The organism is Pseudomonas sp. GW456-12-10-14-LB2 (assembly GCF_002884345.1).
Lineage (GTDB): Bacteria > Pseudomonadota > Gammaproteobacteria > Pseudomonadales > Pseudomonadaceae > Aquipseudomonas > Aquipseudomonas paraglycinae.
This window is the reverse complement of record NZ_POHV01000001.1, coordinates 72,661-88,592: the sequence shown is the minus strand read 5'-3', so window position 1 is coordinate 88,592 and position 15,932 is coordinate 72,661. Positions and strand designations below refer to the sequence as shown.

Here is a 15,932-nt window from a genome sequence, read left to right as displayed (position 1 = left end):
TCACGGTTTTATCCATTCATGCTTTGAAAATGCGCGAGCATTCGCTGCGCATCCGGCACTCTGCCGCTGAACAGTTCAAACGCTTTCACCGCCTGAAACACCGCCATGTTGCCGCCGTCCAGGGTTCGGCAACCCAAGGCGCGGGCGTTGCGCAGCAGTTCGGTTTCCAGTGGGAAATACACGATCTCCGCTACCCACAACTCGGATCGCAGCAACGCCGCCGGCACGGGCATGCCCGGTAATTTGGCCATGCCCATCGGCGTGGTGTTTACCAGGCCATTCGCCTGACTCAGTGTGCTCGCCAGATCATGCCCGGCAACCGCCCGGCCAGCGCCGAAATGCTGGTTGAGGTTGTTGGCCAGGCTTTCGGCGCGCTCTACGTCCACATCAAAAATGCTCAGTTGCTGTACGCCTTCGCTCAATAAGGCGTGGGCCACCGCCGCGCCTGCGCCACCGGCGCCCATCTGGACCACACGTTCGCGGGCGACGTCTGGCAGGCCGCGACGAAAACCTTCGGCAAAACCCAGGCAATCGGTGTTGTGGCCGACGCGTTTGCCGTCCTTCAGCACCACCGTGTTCACGGCGCCGATGCCTCGGGCTTCCGTGGACAATTCATCGAGCAGCGGGATGATTGCCTGCTTGCACGGGAAGGTGATGTTCAGCCCGGTGTAATTCATCCGTTCGGCGGCCTGCAACAGATCGGGCAGGGCGTTGCTGTCCAGTTGCAGTTGATCGAGATCGATCAGCCGGTACAGGTAACGCAGGCCCTGTTCGTCGCCTTCGTGCTCGTGCAGCGCCGGGGTGCGGGAGGCCTGGATGCCGGCACCGATCAGCCCGGCGAGTATCACGTTGTTGCGATTCATGCGGATCACCCCTTCAGCCGCTGGCTGAAATGTTCCAGGGCCAGGCGATAGCCGTGGCTGCCGAAGCCGCACATCACGGCTGTGGCGATGGCCGAGACGAACGAATGGTGACGGAACGGCTCGCGGGCGTGGACGTTGGACAGGTGCACTTCGATCACCGGCAATTCGCTGGCGACCAGAGCGTCGCGGATCGCGACCGAGGTGTGAGTCCAGGCGGCTGGGTTGATCACGATGCCGGCGCAGCGCTGACGGGCGCCGTGAATCCAGTCGAGCAGTTCGCCTTCGTGGTTGGTCTGGCGAAACTCCACGGCCAGGCCGAACTCTTCGGCGGCGCGCCCGCACAGGGCAGAAATGTCGGCCAGGGTTTCGTGACCGTAGGTCGCCGGTTCACGGGTGCCGAGCAGGTTCAGGTTCGGGCCGTTGAGCACCAGAACGATAGGGGGCATGGGGGCAAACTCCACTTATTGTTTTTGGCTTGGGCCGAGGGTTTCGACCTGTGGAGTTAAATTGTACTAGATGGTTACTTTAATCAATTGCTCTGCATCGACAGCCCGGTTTTGTGTGCGGTGATCGCACACTGGTGCAATTCAGTGCGGCAACTTCTCGACCAGAAAATCGATGAAAGCCCTGACCCGCAGCGGCATGTGGCGATTCTGCGGGTACAGCAGCGTGAACGGTCGCGAGCGCCCGTTGTAGGGTTTGAGCACTTCTATCAGCGAGCCGTCGGCCAGTTCTTTTTCGACGATGAAGCGATAAGTCTGGAATAACCCGGCACCGTGCCTGGCCAGGGTCACGCCACCGAGCACATCGTCCGAGCAGCAGAAATTGCCCTCGGCGAGGATTTCCCGTGGCGCGTCTTCGTCGTAAAACAGCCAGGTGATCCGCCGCCCACTGCTGGGTAATTCGTACTGAATGCACTCGTGCTGTTCGAGGTCTTCGAGGGTCTGCGGTGTACCGGCGCGTTTCAGGTAATCGGGGCTGGCAACCATCACCAGCGCCGCATCTTCCAGATGCCGGGCGATCAAACCCGAATCGGGAATCGCCCGCACGCGGATCGCCATGTCGTAGCCCTCGCCGACGAAGTCGATGTTGCGGTTGCTGATGTGCATGTCGACCTTCACCTGCGGGAATCGCGCGCGAAAGGCCGGCAGCAGCGGCAGGATCCGGTGATGGGCGTAAGTCGTAGGAATACTGATACGCAGGATGCCGGACGGTTCCTGCTGCTGGCCCATGACTTCCCGTTGCGCCTCGACCAGTTGCGCCAGTGCCTGGCTGCATTCTTCGTAGTAGCGCCGGCCGCTGTCGGTCAGTTTCACGCTGCGGGTGGTGCGTGCAAACAGCCGCACGCCCAGGCGTTCTTCCATGCGTGATACCGAGCGGCTCACCGCTGCCGGCGTCACCGAAGCCGCCTGCGCCGCGCCGGTGAAACTGCCGCACTCGGCGGCCAGGCAAAACAACTCGATACTGCCCAGCTGAAGATCGTCGAAGTGTCGCTGCATGATTGATTACACCGGGGAATGAGTCTTCGTATGTAGCAAATGCGCGGCCACTGCGAAAGAACTGCTTACCATTTTGCGCGGGGCTTTCCTGAATCCCGCACTAGGCTCGAAAACGTAATGACCATTTGAGGCAGCAATGCCGATGGTCGGAATTGTCAGGGAATGGCAGTTTTCGAAATTCTTTAACCTAACGGATGGGTTAGCATGAAAGTGTGCAGTTACAAGGGATTGTCGGTGGTGATCATGTTGCGAGACGAACATTGTCCGCCCCATGCGCACGTAGATTCAGGTGCATGGAGTGCCCGTTTCAAATTCAGCTTCTGGCACAACGGCGTGGAGTTATGGGATGTGGTGCCCCTGTCGCGTCGGCCACCGATTGCAGTGCTTGAGGGGCTGCGTCAATCGCTGCGTGAAACTGTTCATCTGCGGCGGGCCCGTCGAATCTGGTGGACTCGTCTGCAGACTGCCTGTCTCGATAACCAATGGTGGGACGGGGACTCGAACGAAGTGGCTGTCATGCGCGAAGTCACCGGAGCGACCTTCAGAATCGGATCGGCGTATTACGAACCAGAAGAAAACAAAACCCTGCTGGCCCTGGTTGGTGCTCAGGAAGGTGTGGAGATCGAACTATGAAAACAGTAAAAGCCGGTTTGCATGCTGATCGACCGGTAACGGAAAAGCGTCTCGATGAAGCTGTTGAGCGGGGAGGGCTGCGCCGACGCAGCAGCCTGCAAGCCGTGTCGGTGGCCTTTCAGAAACCATGCCTGGTGATTCACTTCGAGGACGACAGTGGCGTATTGCTGCCAGTAAACCTCTACCGCGAATTCGATGATTTCGAACCAGAAGACTTCAACGGACTGCACGTCGGCTTTGCCGGCACCGCGCTGTGCCATGATGGCAAGGATCTGCAGGTTTCCATCGCCGGCATGATCTCGGCCAGTCAACCATTGATGGCCATGGCCGCCTCGGTGATCGCTTCGCGCAATGGCCGCCAGAGCAGCACCGCGAAAGCCGAAGCTGCCCGGGCCAACGGCAGGAAGGGCGGGCGCCCGCGCAAGATCGATCCCGTGCCATGAACAGGCACAAAAAAGCCGTCGGTGAGGACGGCTTTCTTGTTTCTGGCACCTGCGATCAACGTCGGGTCAGCAGCACGCCGGATTCCATGTGGTGAGTCCACGGGAACTGGTCGAACAGCGCGCAGCGAGTGATGCGGTGCGTGTCGTGCAGTTGGGCGATGTTGGCTGCCAGCGTTTCCGGGTTGCAGGAGATGTACAGGATGTTGTCGAAGCGACGGGTCAGTTCGCAGGTGTCCGGGTCCATGCCGGCCCGGGGCGGGTCGACGAACACGCTGCCGAACTCGTAGCTTTTCAGGTCGATGCCGTGCAGGCGACGGAACGGGCGAACTTCGTTCAGGGCTTCGGTCAGCTCTTCGGCGGACAGGCGCACCAGAGTCACGTTATCCACAGCGTTTTCGGCGAGGTTGCTCAACGCGGCGTTGACCGAGGTCTTGCTGATTTCGGTGGCCAGCACTTTGCGCACGCGGGTTGCCAGCGGCAGGGTGAAGTTACCGTTGCCGCAGTACAGCTCCAGCAGATCGTCGCTGCGATCGTTCAGCGCTTCGTATGCCCAGTTGAGCATCTTCTGGTTCACGGTGCCGTTGGGTTGGGTGAACGCGCCTTCCGGTTGGCGATAGCTGAATGTGCGACCGCCAACTTCGAGTTTCTCGACCACGTAATCGAGGCCGAGCACTTCGCGCTTGCCCTTGGAGCGACCGATGATGCTGACGCCCAGATCCGCCGCCAGTTTGGTCGCCGCCGCATGCCAGTGCTCGTCCAGCGGACGGTGATAGCACAGGGTGATCATCGCGTCGCCGGCCAAGGTGGTCAGAAACTCCACCTGAAACAGCTTGTGGCTCAGCGCCGCGCTGGCCTGCCAGGCAGCCTTCAATTGCGGCATCAACTGGTTGATGCGCAGGCTGGCGATCGGGAATTCCTCGATCAGGATCGGCGTGCGCTTGTCGTCCTGAGAAAACATCGCGTAGTGCCGCTCACCGCCCTCGCGCCACAGGCGGAATTCGGCGCGCAGACGGAAGTTCTGCAGCGGCGAGTCGAACACTGCTGGCTCCGGTGCATCGAACGGGGCCAGCAGATCACGCAAGCGCGTGACCTTGTCTTCGAGTTGTGCGGCGTAGGCCTGGGAATCAAAAGTCATGCGTTGAACCAACCCAGCTTGATCACGAACAGAATCGACAGGATCACCAGCGCCGGGTTCAGCTCACGGGCGCGGCCGGACAGCAGTTTGATTGCAGTCCAGGCGATGAAGCCGAAGGCGATGCCGTTGGCGATGGAATAGGTGAAAGGCATCGCCAGGGCGGTGACCACGACCGGCGCGGCGACGGTGATGTCTTCCCAGTCTATTTCCGCCAGGCCCGAAGTCATCAGCACGGCGACGAACAGCAGCGCTGGTGCGGTGGCGAACGCCGGTACGCTGGAGGCCAGTGGCGAGAAGAACAGCGCCAGGAGGAACAGGATCGCGACGACGATGGCGGTCAGGCCGGTGCGGCCGCCGGCGCTAACGCCCGCAGCGGATTCGATGTAGCTGGTGGTGGTCGAGGTACCCAGCAGCGAACCGGCCATTGCAGCGGTACTGTCGGCGATCAGCGCACGGCCCATTTTCGGCATGTGGCCGTCCTTGCCCATCAGGCCGGCGCGCTTGGCGACGCCGATCAGGGTGCCGGAGTTGTCGAACAGGTCAACGAACAGGAAGGCGAAAATCACGCTGACCAGACCAATGTCCAGTGCGCCCTTGATGTCCAGTTGCAGGAAGGTCGGGGCCAGCGAAGGTGGCATCGAGGTCACGCCGCCGAACGGGGTGAAGCCCATCACGATGGAAACGATGGTCACCGCGAGAATGCCGATCAGCACTGCGCCGCGCACTTTCAGGGCTTCAAGGGCAACGATCAGGGCGAAACCGAGGGTGGCGAGGATCGGTGCCGGTTGTTTCAGGTCACCGAGGCCGACCATGGTCGCTTGGTTACTGACCACGATGCCGGCGTTGTGCAGGGCGATCAGCGCCAGGAACAGGCCGATACCGGCGGCAATTGCCGAGCGCAGCGGCAGCGGGATGCTGTTGATGATCCATTCACGGATGCGGAAGATCGACAGCAGGAAGAAGCACACGGCGGAAATGAACACCGCGCCCAGCGCCACTTGCCAGGTGTGGCCCATGTGCAGCACGACGGTGTAGGTAAAGAAGGCGTTCAGACCCATGCCCGGTGCGAGAGCTATCGGGTAGTTGGCGATCAGGCCCATGACCGTGGAGCCGATGGCGGCTGCCAGGCACGTGGCGACGAACACCGCGCCTTTGTCCATGCCGGTCTCGCCGAGGATGCTCGGGTTGACGAACAGAATGTAGGCCATGGCCAGGAAGGTCGTGACGCCCGCGAGAATCTCGGTCCGCACGTTGGTGTTGTGTGCCTTGAGTTGAAACAGCCTTTCCAGCATGTCTGCTCCCCGTGGCGCGCGTGGCGCCGTGAATGTATCGACCTCAACAGCAAAGCACAGACCGTCGCAAGCGCCTGGAAAATTGTGGTGGGCCGGAAAAAGCCGCGCATCATACCAGCAGCGTGAGGAAGATGGCGGATGTTGGTGTCGATCGTCGGCGAAGTTTTGCACCACGGCCAACTACGCCATACTGCGCGCTGTTTTTTCGGGGATGGATCGCATGAACAAGGGTTGGATGAAGACCGCTGGACTGATGGCCTTGTGGCTGGCCGGTACACCGATGGTACTCGCGGCGTCGGCACCGCCATTGAGCGAGGTGAAAGTCATCAAGGTTCAGTCGTCGTCCTGCGGGCTCGAAGACATTACCGATGGCCAGGTGCAGACCCGTTGCGATCACAGCGCGCCGGGCATCAAGGTCTATGTGCTGGAAATCGGCTACGGCCAGAGCCAGCCTCAGGCTGCACTGGACGGCTTTGAAGTGAACGGCACCCGGAATCCGGTCTGTGCCTTCGATAACGGTAACCTGACCGAATGCACGCCGGGCGCGAAAACCGTCGGTTCGCTGTACACCTTCGATCTGGCGACTCGTCAGGAAGGCACCTTTACCTTCAGCAACACCTCGATCAACGCCCCGCGCAACACGATGTCGACCCAGCTTTACATCAAGTAACGGCTGTCGCCGAACAGGGCAGGGCAAAGCTGACTACGCTTTAAAGATCACCCAGCGGATGGCGCCCATGACCTTTAGAGCCCTGATTACCCTCGCCGAGGGCATCGATGATCTGCAATGCGTGACCCTGATCGACGTGCTGCGCCGCGCCGGCATCGAAGTGGTGGCGGCCAGCATCGAGGGCCGGCGCATGCTGACCTGCGCCCGAGGCACGCGACTGACCGCCGACGGCATGCTCATTGATGTGCTGGCCCAGACCTTCGACCTGATTGTCTTGCCCGGCGGTGCGGTCGGCGCACAACACCTTGCCGCGCACCAGCCTCTGCAACAACTGCTAAAGGATCAGGCCAGTGCCGGACGACTGTTCGCCGCCATCGCCGAAGCCCCGGCCGTCGCCCTGCAAAGCTTCGGTGTATTACGTCAACGCCGGATGACCTGCCTGCCCGTCAGCAGTCATAACCTTTCCGGTTGCACATTTGTTGATCAACCGGTGGTGGTCGACGGTAATTGCATCACCGCCCAGGGCTCCGGCGCCGCGCTTGCGTTTGCGCTGACACTGGTCGAGCAACTGGCGGGCAAGGCCGTCAGAGCGAAAGTGGCGGGGGATTTGCTGGCCTGATAAGGTCAGGCGTGAGCAGCGATTGGTCGAATGGCTGGCTGCTCACGGTGCTCGGCTTGCCAAAGGTCGTAATCGGTTTGAACGCCTAGCCACATGCGAGCCTTGCCAATCCCCGCGCGTTCCAGTCGCACGGCCAGATCCGGGCTGATCGGCGCATGTCCGTGCAAAACGCGAGATAGATGAGGACGAGCGAATCCCAGATGCCGAGCCAATTCGGTAACGCTGATGCCAAGTTCCGGCAATACGTCCATCAGCAGTGTTTCACCGGGGTGTGGCGGGTTGTGCATGGGCATGAGCCTGCCTCCTGTCAGTGGTAATCCAGATAGTCGATCAGTTCGATATCCGAACCTGCAAATCGAAAGATAACCCGCCAGTTCCCGGACACACTGAGTGACCAGTACTCGCAAAGCTCCCCTTTCAGTGGATGCAGACGCCAACCGGGAAGGTCCAGATCCCCGGGAGCCGCTGCGCGATCCATGAACTGCAGCATGCGCGACAGCCGTTTAGCGTGATCGGCACGAATCCCGCGAGTCGAACCGGTTTCATAGAAGCCGCGAAGGCCTTTGTGCTGAAAGGATTTGATCATGCGGCGAGTGTAAGGCGATACATTACACTCAATGCGGTATCTATGTACCGCATCTTTTCGAGCTATTTGTGCTTGGGGGATGGCCCCGCTGGTGGAGCCGGTGTAGCTAGGCCTTCACCTCTTCCACCGGCACATGCATCCGGTCGCGGTTGGCCAGGGTCGGGAACAGTTTGATCCAGGTTCCGGTCACCACCAGCGTGCCGATGCCGCCCATCACCACCGCCGGCACGGTGCCGAACCAATGCGCGGTGAGACCGGACTCGAATTCGCCCAACTGGTTCGAGGCACCGATGAACAGGCCGTTCACCGCGCTGACCCGGCCGCGCATTTCGTCCGGGGTTTCCAGTTGCACGAAGGAGGCGCGGATCACCATGCTGATCATGTCCGCCGCGCCGAGCACCACCAGCACCGCCAGCGAGAACCAGAACGAGGTCGACAGACCGAAGGCGATTGTGGCCACGCCGAACACGCCGACGGCAGTAAACATCACCCGACCGACGTTTCGCTCAACGGCAAACCGCGCCAGGAACAGCGACATCATCAACGCCCCGACCGCCGGCGCCGAGCGCAGCAGCCCCAGCCCCCACGGCCCGGTCAGCAGGATGTCCTTGGCGAACACCGGCAACAGCGCCGTGGCGCCGCCGAGCAGCACGGCGAACAGATCCAGCGAAATCGCCCCGAGAATGTCCGGGCGGCTGCGAATGAAACGAATCCCCGCCAGCAACGAATCCAGCGTCGCCTTGCCTTTGTTCAGCGGAGTTTGTCGCGCGGGCAGGTTGAGCATCAGCGTGCAGGCGATGACATACAGAATGACCGTCGGCCCGTAGACCCACACGCTGCCGAAGGCATAAAGCAGACCGCCGAGCGCCGGGGCGACGATGGTGGCCGATTGCTGTGCAGATTGTGCGGCGGCGACGGCACGCGGGAACAGCGCACTGGGCACGATGCTCGGCAGCAGCGCCTGGGTGGTCGGCATCTCGAAGGAGCGCGCGGCGCCGAGCAGGAACGCCAGGATAAAGACCATTTCCCGGGTGACATGGTCGGTGGCGCTGCCGATGGCCAGTGCCAGGGCGATCAAGGCCTGCAACGACTGACAGATCGCCGCGACCTTGCGCCGGTCGTAGCGATCGGCAACGTGGCCGGTGTGCAGCATGAACATTACGCGTGGCGCGAATTCCACCAGCCCGACCAGACCCAGATCGAGCACGTTGCCGGTCAGTTGATAGAGGTTCCAGCCGATCGCCACGGTAAGCATCTGAAAACCGCTGGCGGTGAAGATCCGGGCCAACCAGAACGCAAGAAAGGGGCGGTGATGACGTAACAGCAAGGGCTCTTGGCTGGGCATTTGCGGGCCGGTCGTGATCGAGGGGAACCGCGAGATTATCACCAGTCTGTAACAGGAAGTTGCTATGACAGAAAATTTAGTTAGCCAGACATCGATTTTTCCCCGCCCGGACACCGATCCCGGCCAGGGATGTATTTCAGGGCGTTGCCATGACTGTGAGGCAACTTGTCACGCGGCAAAAGACCACGCGGTTCCCCGTCGGAAATGGGACTACTCTTTTAACGTTGATTGATCCAGATCAAGACCCATTGCGGAACTGATCCGTGACCCGTTGGCAGACTCCCTGCGTCGCGATGCCTGTAAAAAGAAGAACGAATCCGAGTTCGCCGCACTCCATACCCGTGGGGGCAGTGGTCCAAGGCCGCCAGTCTTGGAACCGTTATCTGATAGAGGAAAGCTTATGTTCGGTTTAGAGGCCCTGGATCTCGCCCGAATTCAGTTCGCGTTCACCATCTCGTTCCACATCCTGTTCCCGGCGATCACCATCGGTCTTGCGAGCTATCTCGCGGTGCTGGAAGGCCTGTGGCTGAAAACCGGCAACGACACCTACCGTGACCTCTACCATTTCTGGTCGAAGATCTTTGCCGTCAACTTCGGCATGGGCGTGGTCTCGGGACTGGTCATGGCCTACCAGTTCGGAACCAACTGGAGTCGCTTCTCGGACTTCGCCGGTTCCGTCACCGGCCCGTTGCTGACGTATGAAGTGCTTACGGCGTTCTTCCTCGAAGCCGGTTTCCTTGGCGTGATGCTGTTCGGCTGGAACAAGGTCGGGCGCAAGCTGCACTTTTTCTCCACGGTAATGGTGGCCATCGGCACGTTGATTTCGACGTTCTGGATTCTCGCCTCCAACAGCTGGATGCAGACGCCGCAGGGCTTCGAGATCGTCAACGGTCAGGTCATTCCGACCGACTGGCTGGCAATCATCTTCAACCCGTCGTTCCCGTATCGCCTGATGCACATGGCGACTGCCGCGTTCGTCGCGACGGCTTTCTTCGTCGGCTCGTCGGCGGCCTGGCACTTGCTGCGCGGCAAGGACAATCCGGCGATTCGCACCATGCTGTCGATGGCGATGTGGATGGCGCTGATCGTTGCGCCGATTCAGGCAGTCATCGGTGACTTCCACGGCCTCAACACCCTCAAGCATCAGCCGGCGAAAATCGCCGCGATCGAAGGCCACTGGGAAAACCATGGCAACGAAGCGACGCCGCTGATCCTGTTCGGCTGGCCGGACATGAAGGAAGAGAAAACCAAGTATGCGGTCGAGATCCCGTACCTCGGCAGCCTGATCCTGACGCACTCGCTGGACAAGCAAGTCCCGGCGCTCAAGGAATTCCCACCGGAAGACCGGCCGAATTCGACCATCGTGTTCTGGTCGTTCCGGATCATGGTCGGCCTCGGCTTCCTGATGATCTTCACCGGCCTCTGGAGCCTGTGGCTGCGCAAGCGCGACACGCTCTACACCTCGCGGCCGTTCCTGTACCTGGCGCTGTGGATGGGGCCGTCCGGTCTGATCGCGATCCTGGCGGGCTGGTTCACCACTGAAATCGGTCGTCAGCCATGGGTGGTCTACGGGCTGATGCGCACGGCGGATGCATCGTCCAACCACAGTTTCATGCAGATGAGCATCACGCTGATCATGTTCGTGGTGGTGTATTTCGCGCTGTTCGGTGCGGGTCTGGGCTACATGATGCGTCTGGTGCGCAAAGGGCCGAAGACCGACGAAGGCAAGGAAACCAACGACGGTGGTCCTGGCCAGAAACGCACGCCGGCCCGTCCGTTGTCCGCTGCCGACGACGATGGCGCCGAACACGACCGCAGCCTGACCAAGGAGATTTGAGTCATGGGTATTGATCTTCCGCTGATCTGGGCCGTGATCATCATCTTCGGGATCATGATGTACGTGGTCATGGACGGTTTCGACCTGGGGATCGGGATTCTCTTCCCGTTCATCCCAGGCAAAGTCGACCGTGACGTGATGATGAACACCGTCGCCCCGGTATGGGACGGCAATGAAACCTGGCTGGTACTGGGCGGCGCTGCGTTGTTCGGTGCGTTCCCGCTGGCCTATTCGGTGGTGTTGTCGGCGCTGTACCTGCCGTTGATCTTCATGCTGATCGGGCTGATTTTCCGCGGCGTGGCGTTCGAGTTCCGCTTCAAGGCCAAGGACGACAAGCGTCACCTGTGGGACAAGGCGTTCATCGGTGGTTCGGTGGCCGCGACGTTCTTCCAGGGTGTGGCACTTGGTGCGTTCATCGACGGCTTGCCCGTGGTCAACCGGCAATACGCCGGCGGCTCACTGGACTGGCTGACGCCGTTCACGCTGTTCTGCGGCGCCGCGCTGGTGGTGGCGTATGCCTTGCTCGGCTGTACCTGGCTGATCATGAAGACCGAAGGCAAGCTTCAGGAACAGATGCATGACCTGGCGCGTCCTCTGGCCTTCGTGCTGTTGGCGGTGATCGGTGTCGTCAGTCTGTGGACGCCGCTGGCCCATCCGGAAATTGCGACGCGCTGGTTCAGCATGCCGAATCTGTTCTGGTTCATGCCGGTGCCGATTCTGGTGCTGGTGACGATGTACGGTCTGATTCGCGCGGTGGCACGTAATGCCAACTACATGCCGTTCCTGCTGACCTTGGTGCTGATCTTCCTTGGCTACAGCGGTCTGGGCATCAGCCTGTGGCCGAACATCGTGCCGCCGTCGATCTCGATCTGGGACGCCGCCGCACCGCCGCAAAGCCAAGGCTTCATGCTGGTGGGCACGCTGTTCATCATCCCGTTCATCCTGGGTTACACCTTCTGGAGCTACTACGTGTTCCGCGGCAAGGTGACCCACGAAGACGGTTATCACTAAGCAAAAACCTGTGGGAGCGAGCTTGCTCGCGATGGCGTCGGGAGCGGCGCCATCCATCTTGAAGAGGTTTAAAGAAAATGACTGGCAAACATTCCCTGCACGACATTGAAGAAGCCGAAAAAAAGCCGCTGTGGCAGCGGCTCGGCTGGTTGGCCATGATCTGGGTCGGCAGCGTCGGTGCTTTGTTCATCGTCGCCAGCCTGATGCGCATGTTCATGAACGCCGCAGGTCTGACCACGCACTGAGACTTCCCATCCCGCTGCCTTGCGGCACGGATTTTTGACCCTCCGACCGGAGGGTTTTTTTTTGCCCGGATTATTTGCGCGCCTTGAGGATCACGAACTTCGGCGTAGCCGCGACTTGCTCGACACCGCGGAACAGTCGCGCCAGTTTGCTGTGATAGCCCAGGTGACGGTTGCCGACGATGTACAGCGCGCCACCTACCACCAGCGCTTCGCGGGCCTGCTGGAACATGCGCCAGGCAAGGAAATCGCCGACCACCTGTTGCTGGTGGAATGGCGGGTTGCACAAGACTACGTCCAGCGATTGCGCTTCCTGGCCGGCCAGACCGTCGCCGGCGCGTACGATCACTTCACGTTCGCCCAGCGCCGCGCGCCAGTTTTCGGCCGCCGATTGCACGGCCATGAACGATTCGTCCACCAGCGTGTAATGCGCTTCAGGATTTTGCAGGGCGCTGGCGATGGCCAGAACGCCGTTACCGCAGCCAAGATCGGCGACTCGTGCCGAACCGAGGTTTTTCGGCAGGTGCGGAAGGAAGGCGCGGGTGCCGATGTCCAGCCCTTCACGGCAGAACACGTTCGCGTGGTTGAGCAGTTCGATGGCCGGCTCGTCAAGACGATAGCGGGTCGGGTAGGGCGAGACGGCGGGTGTCTTGGCCTCGGGCGTGGCGATCAGCAATCGGGCCTTTTTCACAGCCAGCGAAGCCTGAACCGGGCCGATGTAGCGTTCCAGCAGGTCACCTGCGGCACGAGGCAAATGCTTGACCATCGCCGCTGCTACCACCTGAGCGCCGGGTGCCAATTGACCCTGCAAGCGAATCAGTTGTTCTTCCAGGAGTGCCAGGGTTTTCGGGATGCGGATCAGCACCCGGTCGAACGGCCCGACCAAGGGCTCGCTGGCGGGAATACCGCGCAGCGCATCGAATGCCTGACCGTTACGCAGCAGGTTCTTTTCCAGCCCCTGAAACGCCAGGAACGAATCACCGCTGGTGCTGACCTGCACCTTGCCCGAGAGGCTGATGGCCAATGCGCCGAAACTGTCGTTGAGCACCAATACTCGGGTATTCGCCGGCAGATTCTGTTCGGCCAGATGATTGAGCAGGTATTCGTCGGCCGCATCGAAGGCTTGCAGCGGTTCGTTCTGCTGTTCGGGCTGGCGGATCAGATCAAGCTGGGCGAAGGGCGTATCGAGCAAAGGCATGGGGCGGGGACTCTGGGTAATCGACGGATGTCCCGCGGCCCAGGGTGTCGTGCGGCGGAACCGACCGAGTGGACAGCGGCGTGAATGCTCACGACATCACTCAGGAAGGCTGCAAATGGTACGTTTTTTTTGTTGGTAATACTCGTCTGATTTCAGTGCAGTGGAAGAGGGCGGCCTAGAGATATCCGGCCTTGGCGGCGGCGATGACGGCTGACATCTTGTTGCAGGCGTTGAATTTGGTGATCAGGTTCTTGGTGTGATAGTTCACGGTGCTTTCAGCGATACTCAGGATCCGGCCGATTTCCCAGGATGTTTTGCCAAGGGCGCACAGCCTTACGATTTCAAGCTCTCGAGTGGACAATCGCACAGGCGGAGGCTTGGCCAGCGTTGCCGGGCAGGCAATGAGGAACAACTCACACAAATGCTGCAAGACGTATTGCAATACGCCGTACTCGTTGTACAGCTCCAGGGCAAAAATTTCGCAGTGGGTTCGGGCCAGGCTGATTGTGCAGCACAAGTCATTTTTCTCATCGTGATATGACTGCGACCAACCATGTTCCATCCCGTGATTTTGAAGCGCACTCCACATCAGCGGAGCCTTCGAGAAGGCTTTCCTGCTCCAGAGAAACGGCAGCATGGAGCGATCGCAATAGGCTGTTATCGGGTCGTCCTTTGCGTAAGTTTTTTCGTATTCGTCGTTCCACGCCGTTGTGAAGTTATTGATATGGAACGCGTTGAATGACGGGAAGCCAGGCCGGGAAACTTTAATGCCGCAAAACTGAAAGCCGAGGTTCCTGGCAAACGTGCTCAGAATCGGAAATGCATTCTCGTTTTCCTTCGCGCGCGTGATCTGTTCTATCTGGTACTCCTTCCACCTTTCCATTTGAGTGTTCTCCAAAATAATAATCCGCGGGGGGCGCCGTATTGGATCCAATGTGGTGGCACGGAGTCGAGTGTAGGACGCTTCCTACAAAAGTGTTTGGATTTTTTTGTTCTTGGTAAGTGCTCCTATTTGGAATATCTCTGAACAAGTCTTTATATGTGGGAGATCATTTAAATAATTCTGACTTCAGGTTGACTATTTTAGAGTTTTAAAACTAGTGGCACTTTGAGATTCCATCACAAACTATCGGTGTTTCATCGTGCAATTATGCGTAACAATCGAATTATTGTTGATGGAGTGAACCGATGACCGCCAGCAGCGAAAAATTCAGCCGCCAGACATTACTCGATGTGCAACCGCTGACCCCGAACCTGTTCACCCTGCGTACCACGCGGGATGCCGGTTTCCGCTTCCGCGCCGGGCAATTCGCGCGGATTGGCGTGACGCGCCCGGACGGCAGTACGGTGTGGCGCGCCTACTCGATGGTGTCTTCGCCGTTCGATGAGTTTCTCGAATTTTTTTCCATCGTAGTGCCGGGCGGTGAGTTCACCAGCGAACTGAGCCGGCTGAAAGCAGGGGATACCTTGCTGATCGAGCGTCAGGCCTTTGGTTATCTGACGCTGGACCGTTTTGTCGATGGTCGGGATCTCTGGCTGCTATCCACAGGTACGGGGGTGGCACCGTTTCTTTCGATCCTGCAGGACTTCGAGGTCTGGGAAAAGTTTGAGCGAATCATCCTGGTCTACAGCGTGCGGGAGGCTCGGGAACTGGCTTATCAACCGCTGATTGCCGAGCTGACTCAGCGTGACTACCTGGCTGAATATGCGCATAAATTCCAGTTCATTCCGGTGGTCACCCGCGAGCCTTATGCCGGCGCCCTCAACGGACGCATCACGACGCTGATCGAGAATGGCGAGCTGGAGAGGATGGCAGGCGTCGAGCTGACCCCGGAGCATTCGCGGGTCATGCTCTGCGGTAATCCGCAGATGATCGACGACACCCGGGCCTTGCTCAAGCAACGCGGCATGGCCTTGAGTCTGACCCGGCGCCCGGGACAGGTGGCGGTGGAAAACTACTGGTAAGAAAACGGCGCCCTCAGGCGCCGTTTCAATCTTCAAGGCCGGTTGTTCTGGGCCTTGAGCAGATCGCGGATCTCGCCCAGCAGTTCTTCTTCCTTGGTCGGTACCGGCGGCAAGGTAGGCGCCACGGCTTCTTCGCGCTTGAGGCGGTTGATGGCTTTGACGCCCATGAAAATCGCGAAGGCGACGATCACGAAGTCAAGAACGCTCTGGATGAATTTGCCGTAGGCCAGCACCACCGCAGGGGCAGTGCCCTCGGCAGCTTTCAGCGTGATGGCAAGGTCACTGAAGTCCACGCCGCCGATCAGAAGGCCGATGGGCGGCATGATCACGTCGCCGACAAACGACGAAACGATTTTGCCGAAGGCCGCGCCGATGATGATACCGACGGCCATGTCGACCACATTGCCTTTGACCGCGAAGGCCTTGAACTCGCTGAGCACGCCCATAGTTATTTCCTTGTTACAGATGAGTTTGGTGTACGCAGTGTAAATCAGCATAACGCGTCCTGCGCGTAACACCTTCTTACAAAGCCTGTTTTTATCGACACACCATTTCGCAATTAGTTTGCAAAGTGCCACTAATCGCGCGCGGAAT

General features: G+C 59.8%; 19 protein-coding genes. 8 read left to right on the top strand and 11 right to left on the bottom strand.

Translation table 11 applies throughout. From position 1 onward, the window contains the following. Positions 1-8: 8 nt before the first annotated feature. The 3 genes from C1X29_RS00460 to C1X29_RS00450 all read right to left on the bottom strand — a co-directional run bounded on the left by C1X29_RS00460 (position 9) and on the right by C1X29_RS00450 (position 2,362). Complete coding sequence (locus C1X29_RS00460; RefSeq protein ID WP_102716630.1) at positions 9-863, bottom strand: shikimate dehydrogenase; 855 nt, start codon at positions 861-863, stop codon at positions 9-11. A gap of 5 nt (positions 864-868) precedes the next feature. Then, complete coding sequence (gene aroQ / locus C1X29_RS00455) at positions 869-1,309, bottom strand: type II 3-dehydroquinate dehydratase (protein ID WP_011336043.1); 441 nt, start codon at positions 1,307-1,309, stop codon at positions 869-871. A gap of 141 nt (positions 1,310-1,450) precedes the next feature. Then, on the bottom strand, positions 1,451-2,362 hold the full coding sequence (locus tag C1X29_RS00450) for a LysR family transcriptional regulator (protein WP_102686336.1): 912 nt from the start codon (positions 2,360-2,362) through the stop codon (positions 1,451-1,453). Positions 2,363-2,566: 204 nt separating this feature from the next. On the opposite strand from C1X29_RS00450, the gene C1X29_RS00445 reads away from it, so the two are divergent. Together C1X29_RS00445 and C1X29_RS00440 are read left to right on the top strand one after the other, a co-directional pair. After that, positions 2,567-2,995: a hypothetical protein gene (locus tag C1X29_RS00445; protein WP_039771768.1), complete on the top strand. Its 429-nt coding sequence runs from the start codon at positions 2,567-2,569 to the stop codon at positions 2,993-2,995. After that, positions 2,992-3,438, top strand: coding sequence for a hypothetical protein (locus tag C1X29_RS00440; protein ID WP_102716629.1), 447 nt, complete (start codon positions 2,992-2,994; stop codon positions 3,436-3,438). The genes C1X29_RS00445 and C1X29_RS00440 overlap by 4 nt, the downstream gene beginning before the upstream one ends. Before the next feature lie 55 nt (positions 3,439-3,493). On the opposite strand, the gene trmA is transcribed toward C1X29_RS00440, so the two are convergent. Together trmA and C1X29_RS00430 are read right to left on the bottom strand one after the other, a co-directional pair. Further along, complete coding sequence (gene trmA, locus C1X29_RS00435) at positions 3,494-4,573, bottom strand: tRNA (uridine(54)-C5)-methyltransferase TrmA (RefSeq protein WP_102716628.1); 1,080 nt, start codon at positions 4,571-4,573, stop codon at positions 3,494-3,496. Then, positions 4,570-5,865 carry an NCS2 family permease gene (locus C1X29_RS00430; RefSeq protein ID WP_085608719.1) on the bottom strand — a complete coding sequence of 432 codons (1,296 nt, stop codon included), beginning with the start codon at positions 5,863-5,865 and terminating at the stop codon, positions 4,570-4,572. Before C1X29_RS00430 ends, trmA begins: the two co-directional genes overlap by 4 nt. A gap of 220 nt (positions 5,866-6,085) precedes the next feature. Here C1X29_RS00430 and C1X29_RS00425 point away from each other — a divergent pair, with 220 nt between their 5' ends. Continuing rightward, a complete protein-coding gene (locus C1X29_RS00425) occupies positions 6,086-6,535 on the top strand; it encodes a DUF4879 domain-containing protein (RefSeq protein ID WP_102716627.1) in 450 nt (149 codons plus the stop codon). A 67-nt stretch (positions 6,536-6,602) separates the two neighbouring features. Further along, positions 6,603-7,154 (top strand): DJ-1 family glyoxalase III, encoded by a 552-nt coding sequence (locus C1X29_RS00420; protein ID WP_102716626.1) that lies wholly within the window; start codon positions 6,603-6,605, stop codon positions 7,152-7,154. Between the two features lie 5 nt (positions 7,155-7,159). Here the strand turns inward: C1X29_RS00420 and C1X29_RS00415 are convergent, their stop codons facing one another. The 3 genes from C1X29_RS00415 to C1X29_RS00405 all read right to left on the bottom strand — a co-directional run bounded on the left by C1X29_RS00415 (position 7,160) and on the right by C1X29_RS00405 (position 9,085). Then, complete coding sequence (locus C1X29_RS00415; protein WP_085747692.1) at positions 7,160-7,447, bottom strand: HigA family addiction module antitoxin; 288 nt, start codon at positions 7,445-7,447, stop codon at positions 7,160-7,162. Positions 7,448-7,461: 14 nt separating this feature from the next. After that, on the bottom strand, positions 7,462-7,740 hold the full coding sequence (locus C1X29_RS00410; protein ID WP_085747693.1) for a type II toxin-antitoxin system RelE/ParE family toxin: 279 nt from the start codon (positions 7,738-7,740) through the stop codon (positions 7,462-7,464). A 106-nt stretch (positions 7,741-7,846) separates the two neighbouring features. Next, the gene (locus tag C1X29_RS00405) at positions 7,847-9,085 is read right to left on the bottom strand and encodes an MFS transporter (protein ID WP_102716625.1); all 1,239 of its coding nucleotides are present in this window, start codon (positions 9,083-9,085) and stop codon (positions 7,847-7,849) included. A 400-nt stretch (positions 9,086-9,485) separates the two neighbouring features. Between C1X29_RS00405 and C1X29_RS00400 the strand changes: the two genes are divergently transcribed. The 3 genes from C1X29_RS00400 to C1X29_RS00390 all read left to right on the top strand — a co-directional run bounded on the left by C1X29_RS00400 (position 9,486) and on the right by C1X29_RS00390 (position 12,178). After that, complete coding sequence (locus C1X29_RS00400) at positions 9,486-10,922, top strand: cytochrome ubiquinol oxidase subunit I (RefSeq protein ID WP_102686333.1); 1,437 nt, start codon at positions 9,486-9,488, stop codon at positions 10,920-10,922. Positions 10,923-10,925: 3 nt separating this feature from the next. Continuing rightward, entirely contained in the window at positions 10,926-11,933 is a 1,008-nt protein-coding gene (gene cydB / locus C1X29_RS00395; RefSeq protein WP_085747696.1) for a cytochrome d ubiquinol oxidase subunit II, read from the top strand. A gap of 77 nt (positions 11,934-12,010) precedes the next feature. After that, a complete protein-coding gene (locus C1X29_RS00390) occupies positions 12,011-12,178 on the top strand; it encodes a DUF2474 domain-containing protein (RefSeq protein WP_007950992.1) in 168 nt (55 codons plus the stop codon). A gap of 70 nt (positions 12,179-12,248) precedes the next feature. Here the strand turns inward: C1X29_RS00390 and C1X29_RS00385 are convergent, their stop codons facing one another. Together C1X29_RS00385 and C1X29_RS00380 are read right to left on the bottom strand one after the other, a co-directional pair. Continuing rightward, a complete protein-coding gene (locus tag C1X29_RS00385; protein WP_102716624.1) occupies positions 12,249-13,373 on the bottom strand; it encodes a class I SAM-dependent methyltransferase in 1,125 nt (374 codons plus the stop codon). Positions 13,374-13,548: 175 nt separating this feature from the next. Beyond that, positions 13,549-14,256 (bottom strand): autoinducer binding domain-containing protein, encoded by a 708-nt coding sequence (locus C1X29_RS00380; protein WP_102716623.1) that lies wholly within the window; start codon positions 14,254-14,256, stop codon positions 13,549-13,551. Between the two features lie 305 nt (positions 14,257-14,561). Between C1X29_RS00380 and C1X29_RS00375 the strand changes: the two genes are divergently transcribed. Beyond that, complete coding sequence (locus C1X29_RS00375; RefSeq protein WP_085747699.1) at positions 14,562-15,338, top strand: ferredoxin--NADP reductase; 777 nt, start codon at positions 14,562-14,564, stop codon at positions 15,336-15,338. A 32-nt stretch (positions 15,339-15,370) separates the two neighbouring features. Here the strand turns inward: C1X29_RS00375 and mscL are convergent, their stop codons facing one another. After that, complete coding sequence (gene mscL, locus C1X29_RS00370) at positions 15,371-15,784, bottom strand: large-conductance mechanosensitive channel protein MscL (protein ID WP_085608712.1); 414 nt, start codon at positions 15,782-15,784, stop codon at positions 15,371-15,373. Between the last annotated feature and the right edge of the window lie 148 nt (positions 15,785-15,932).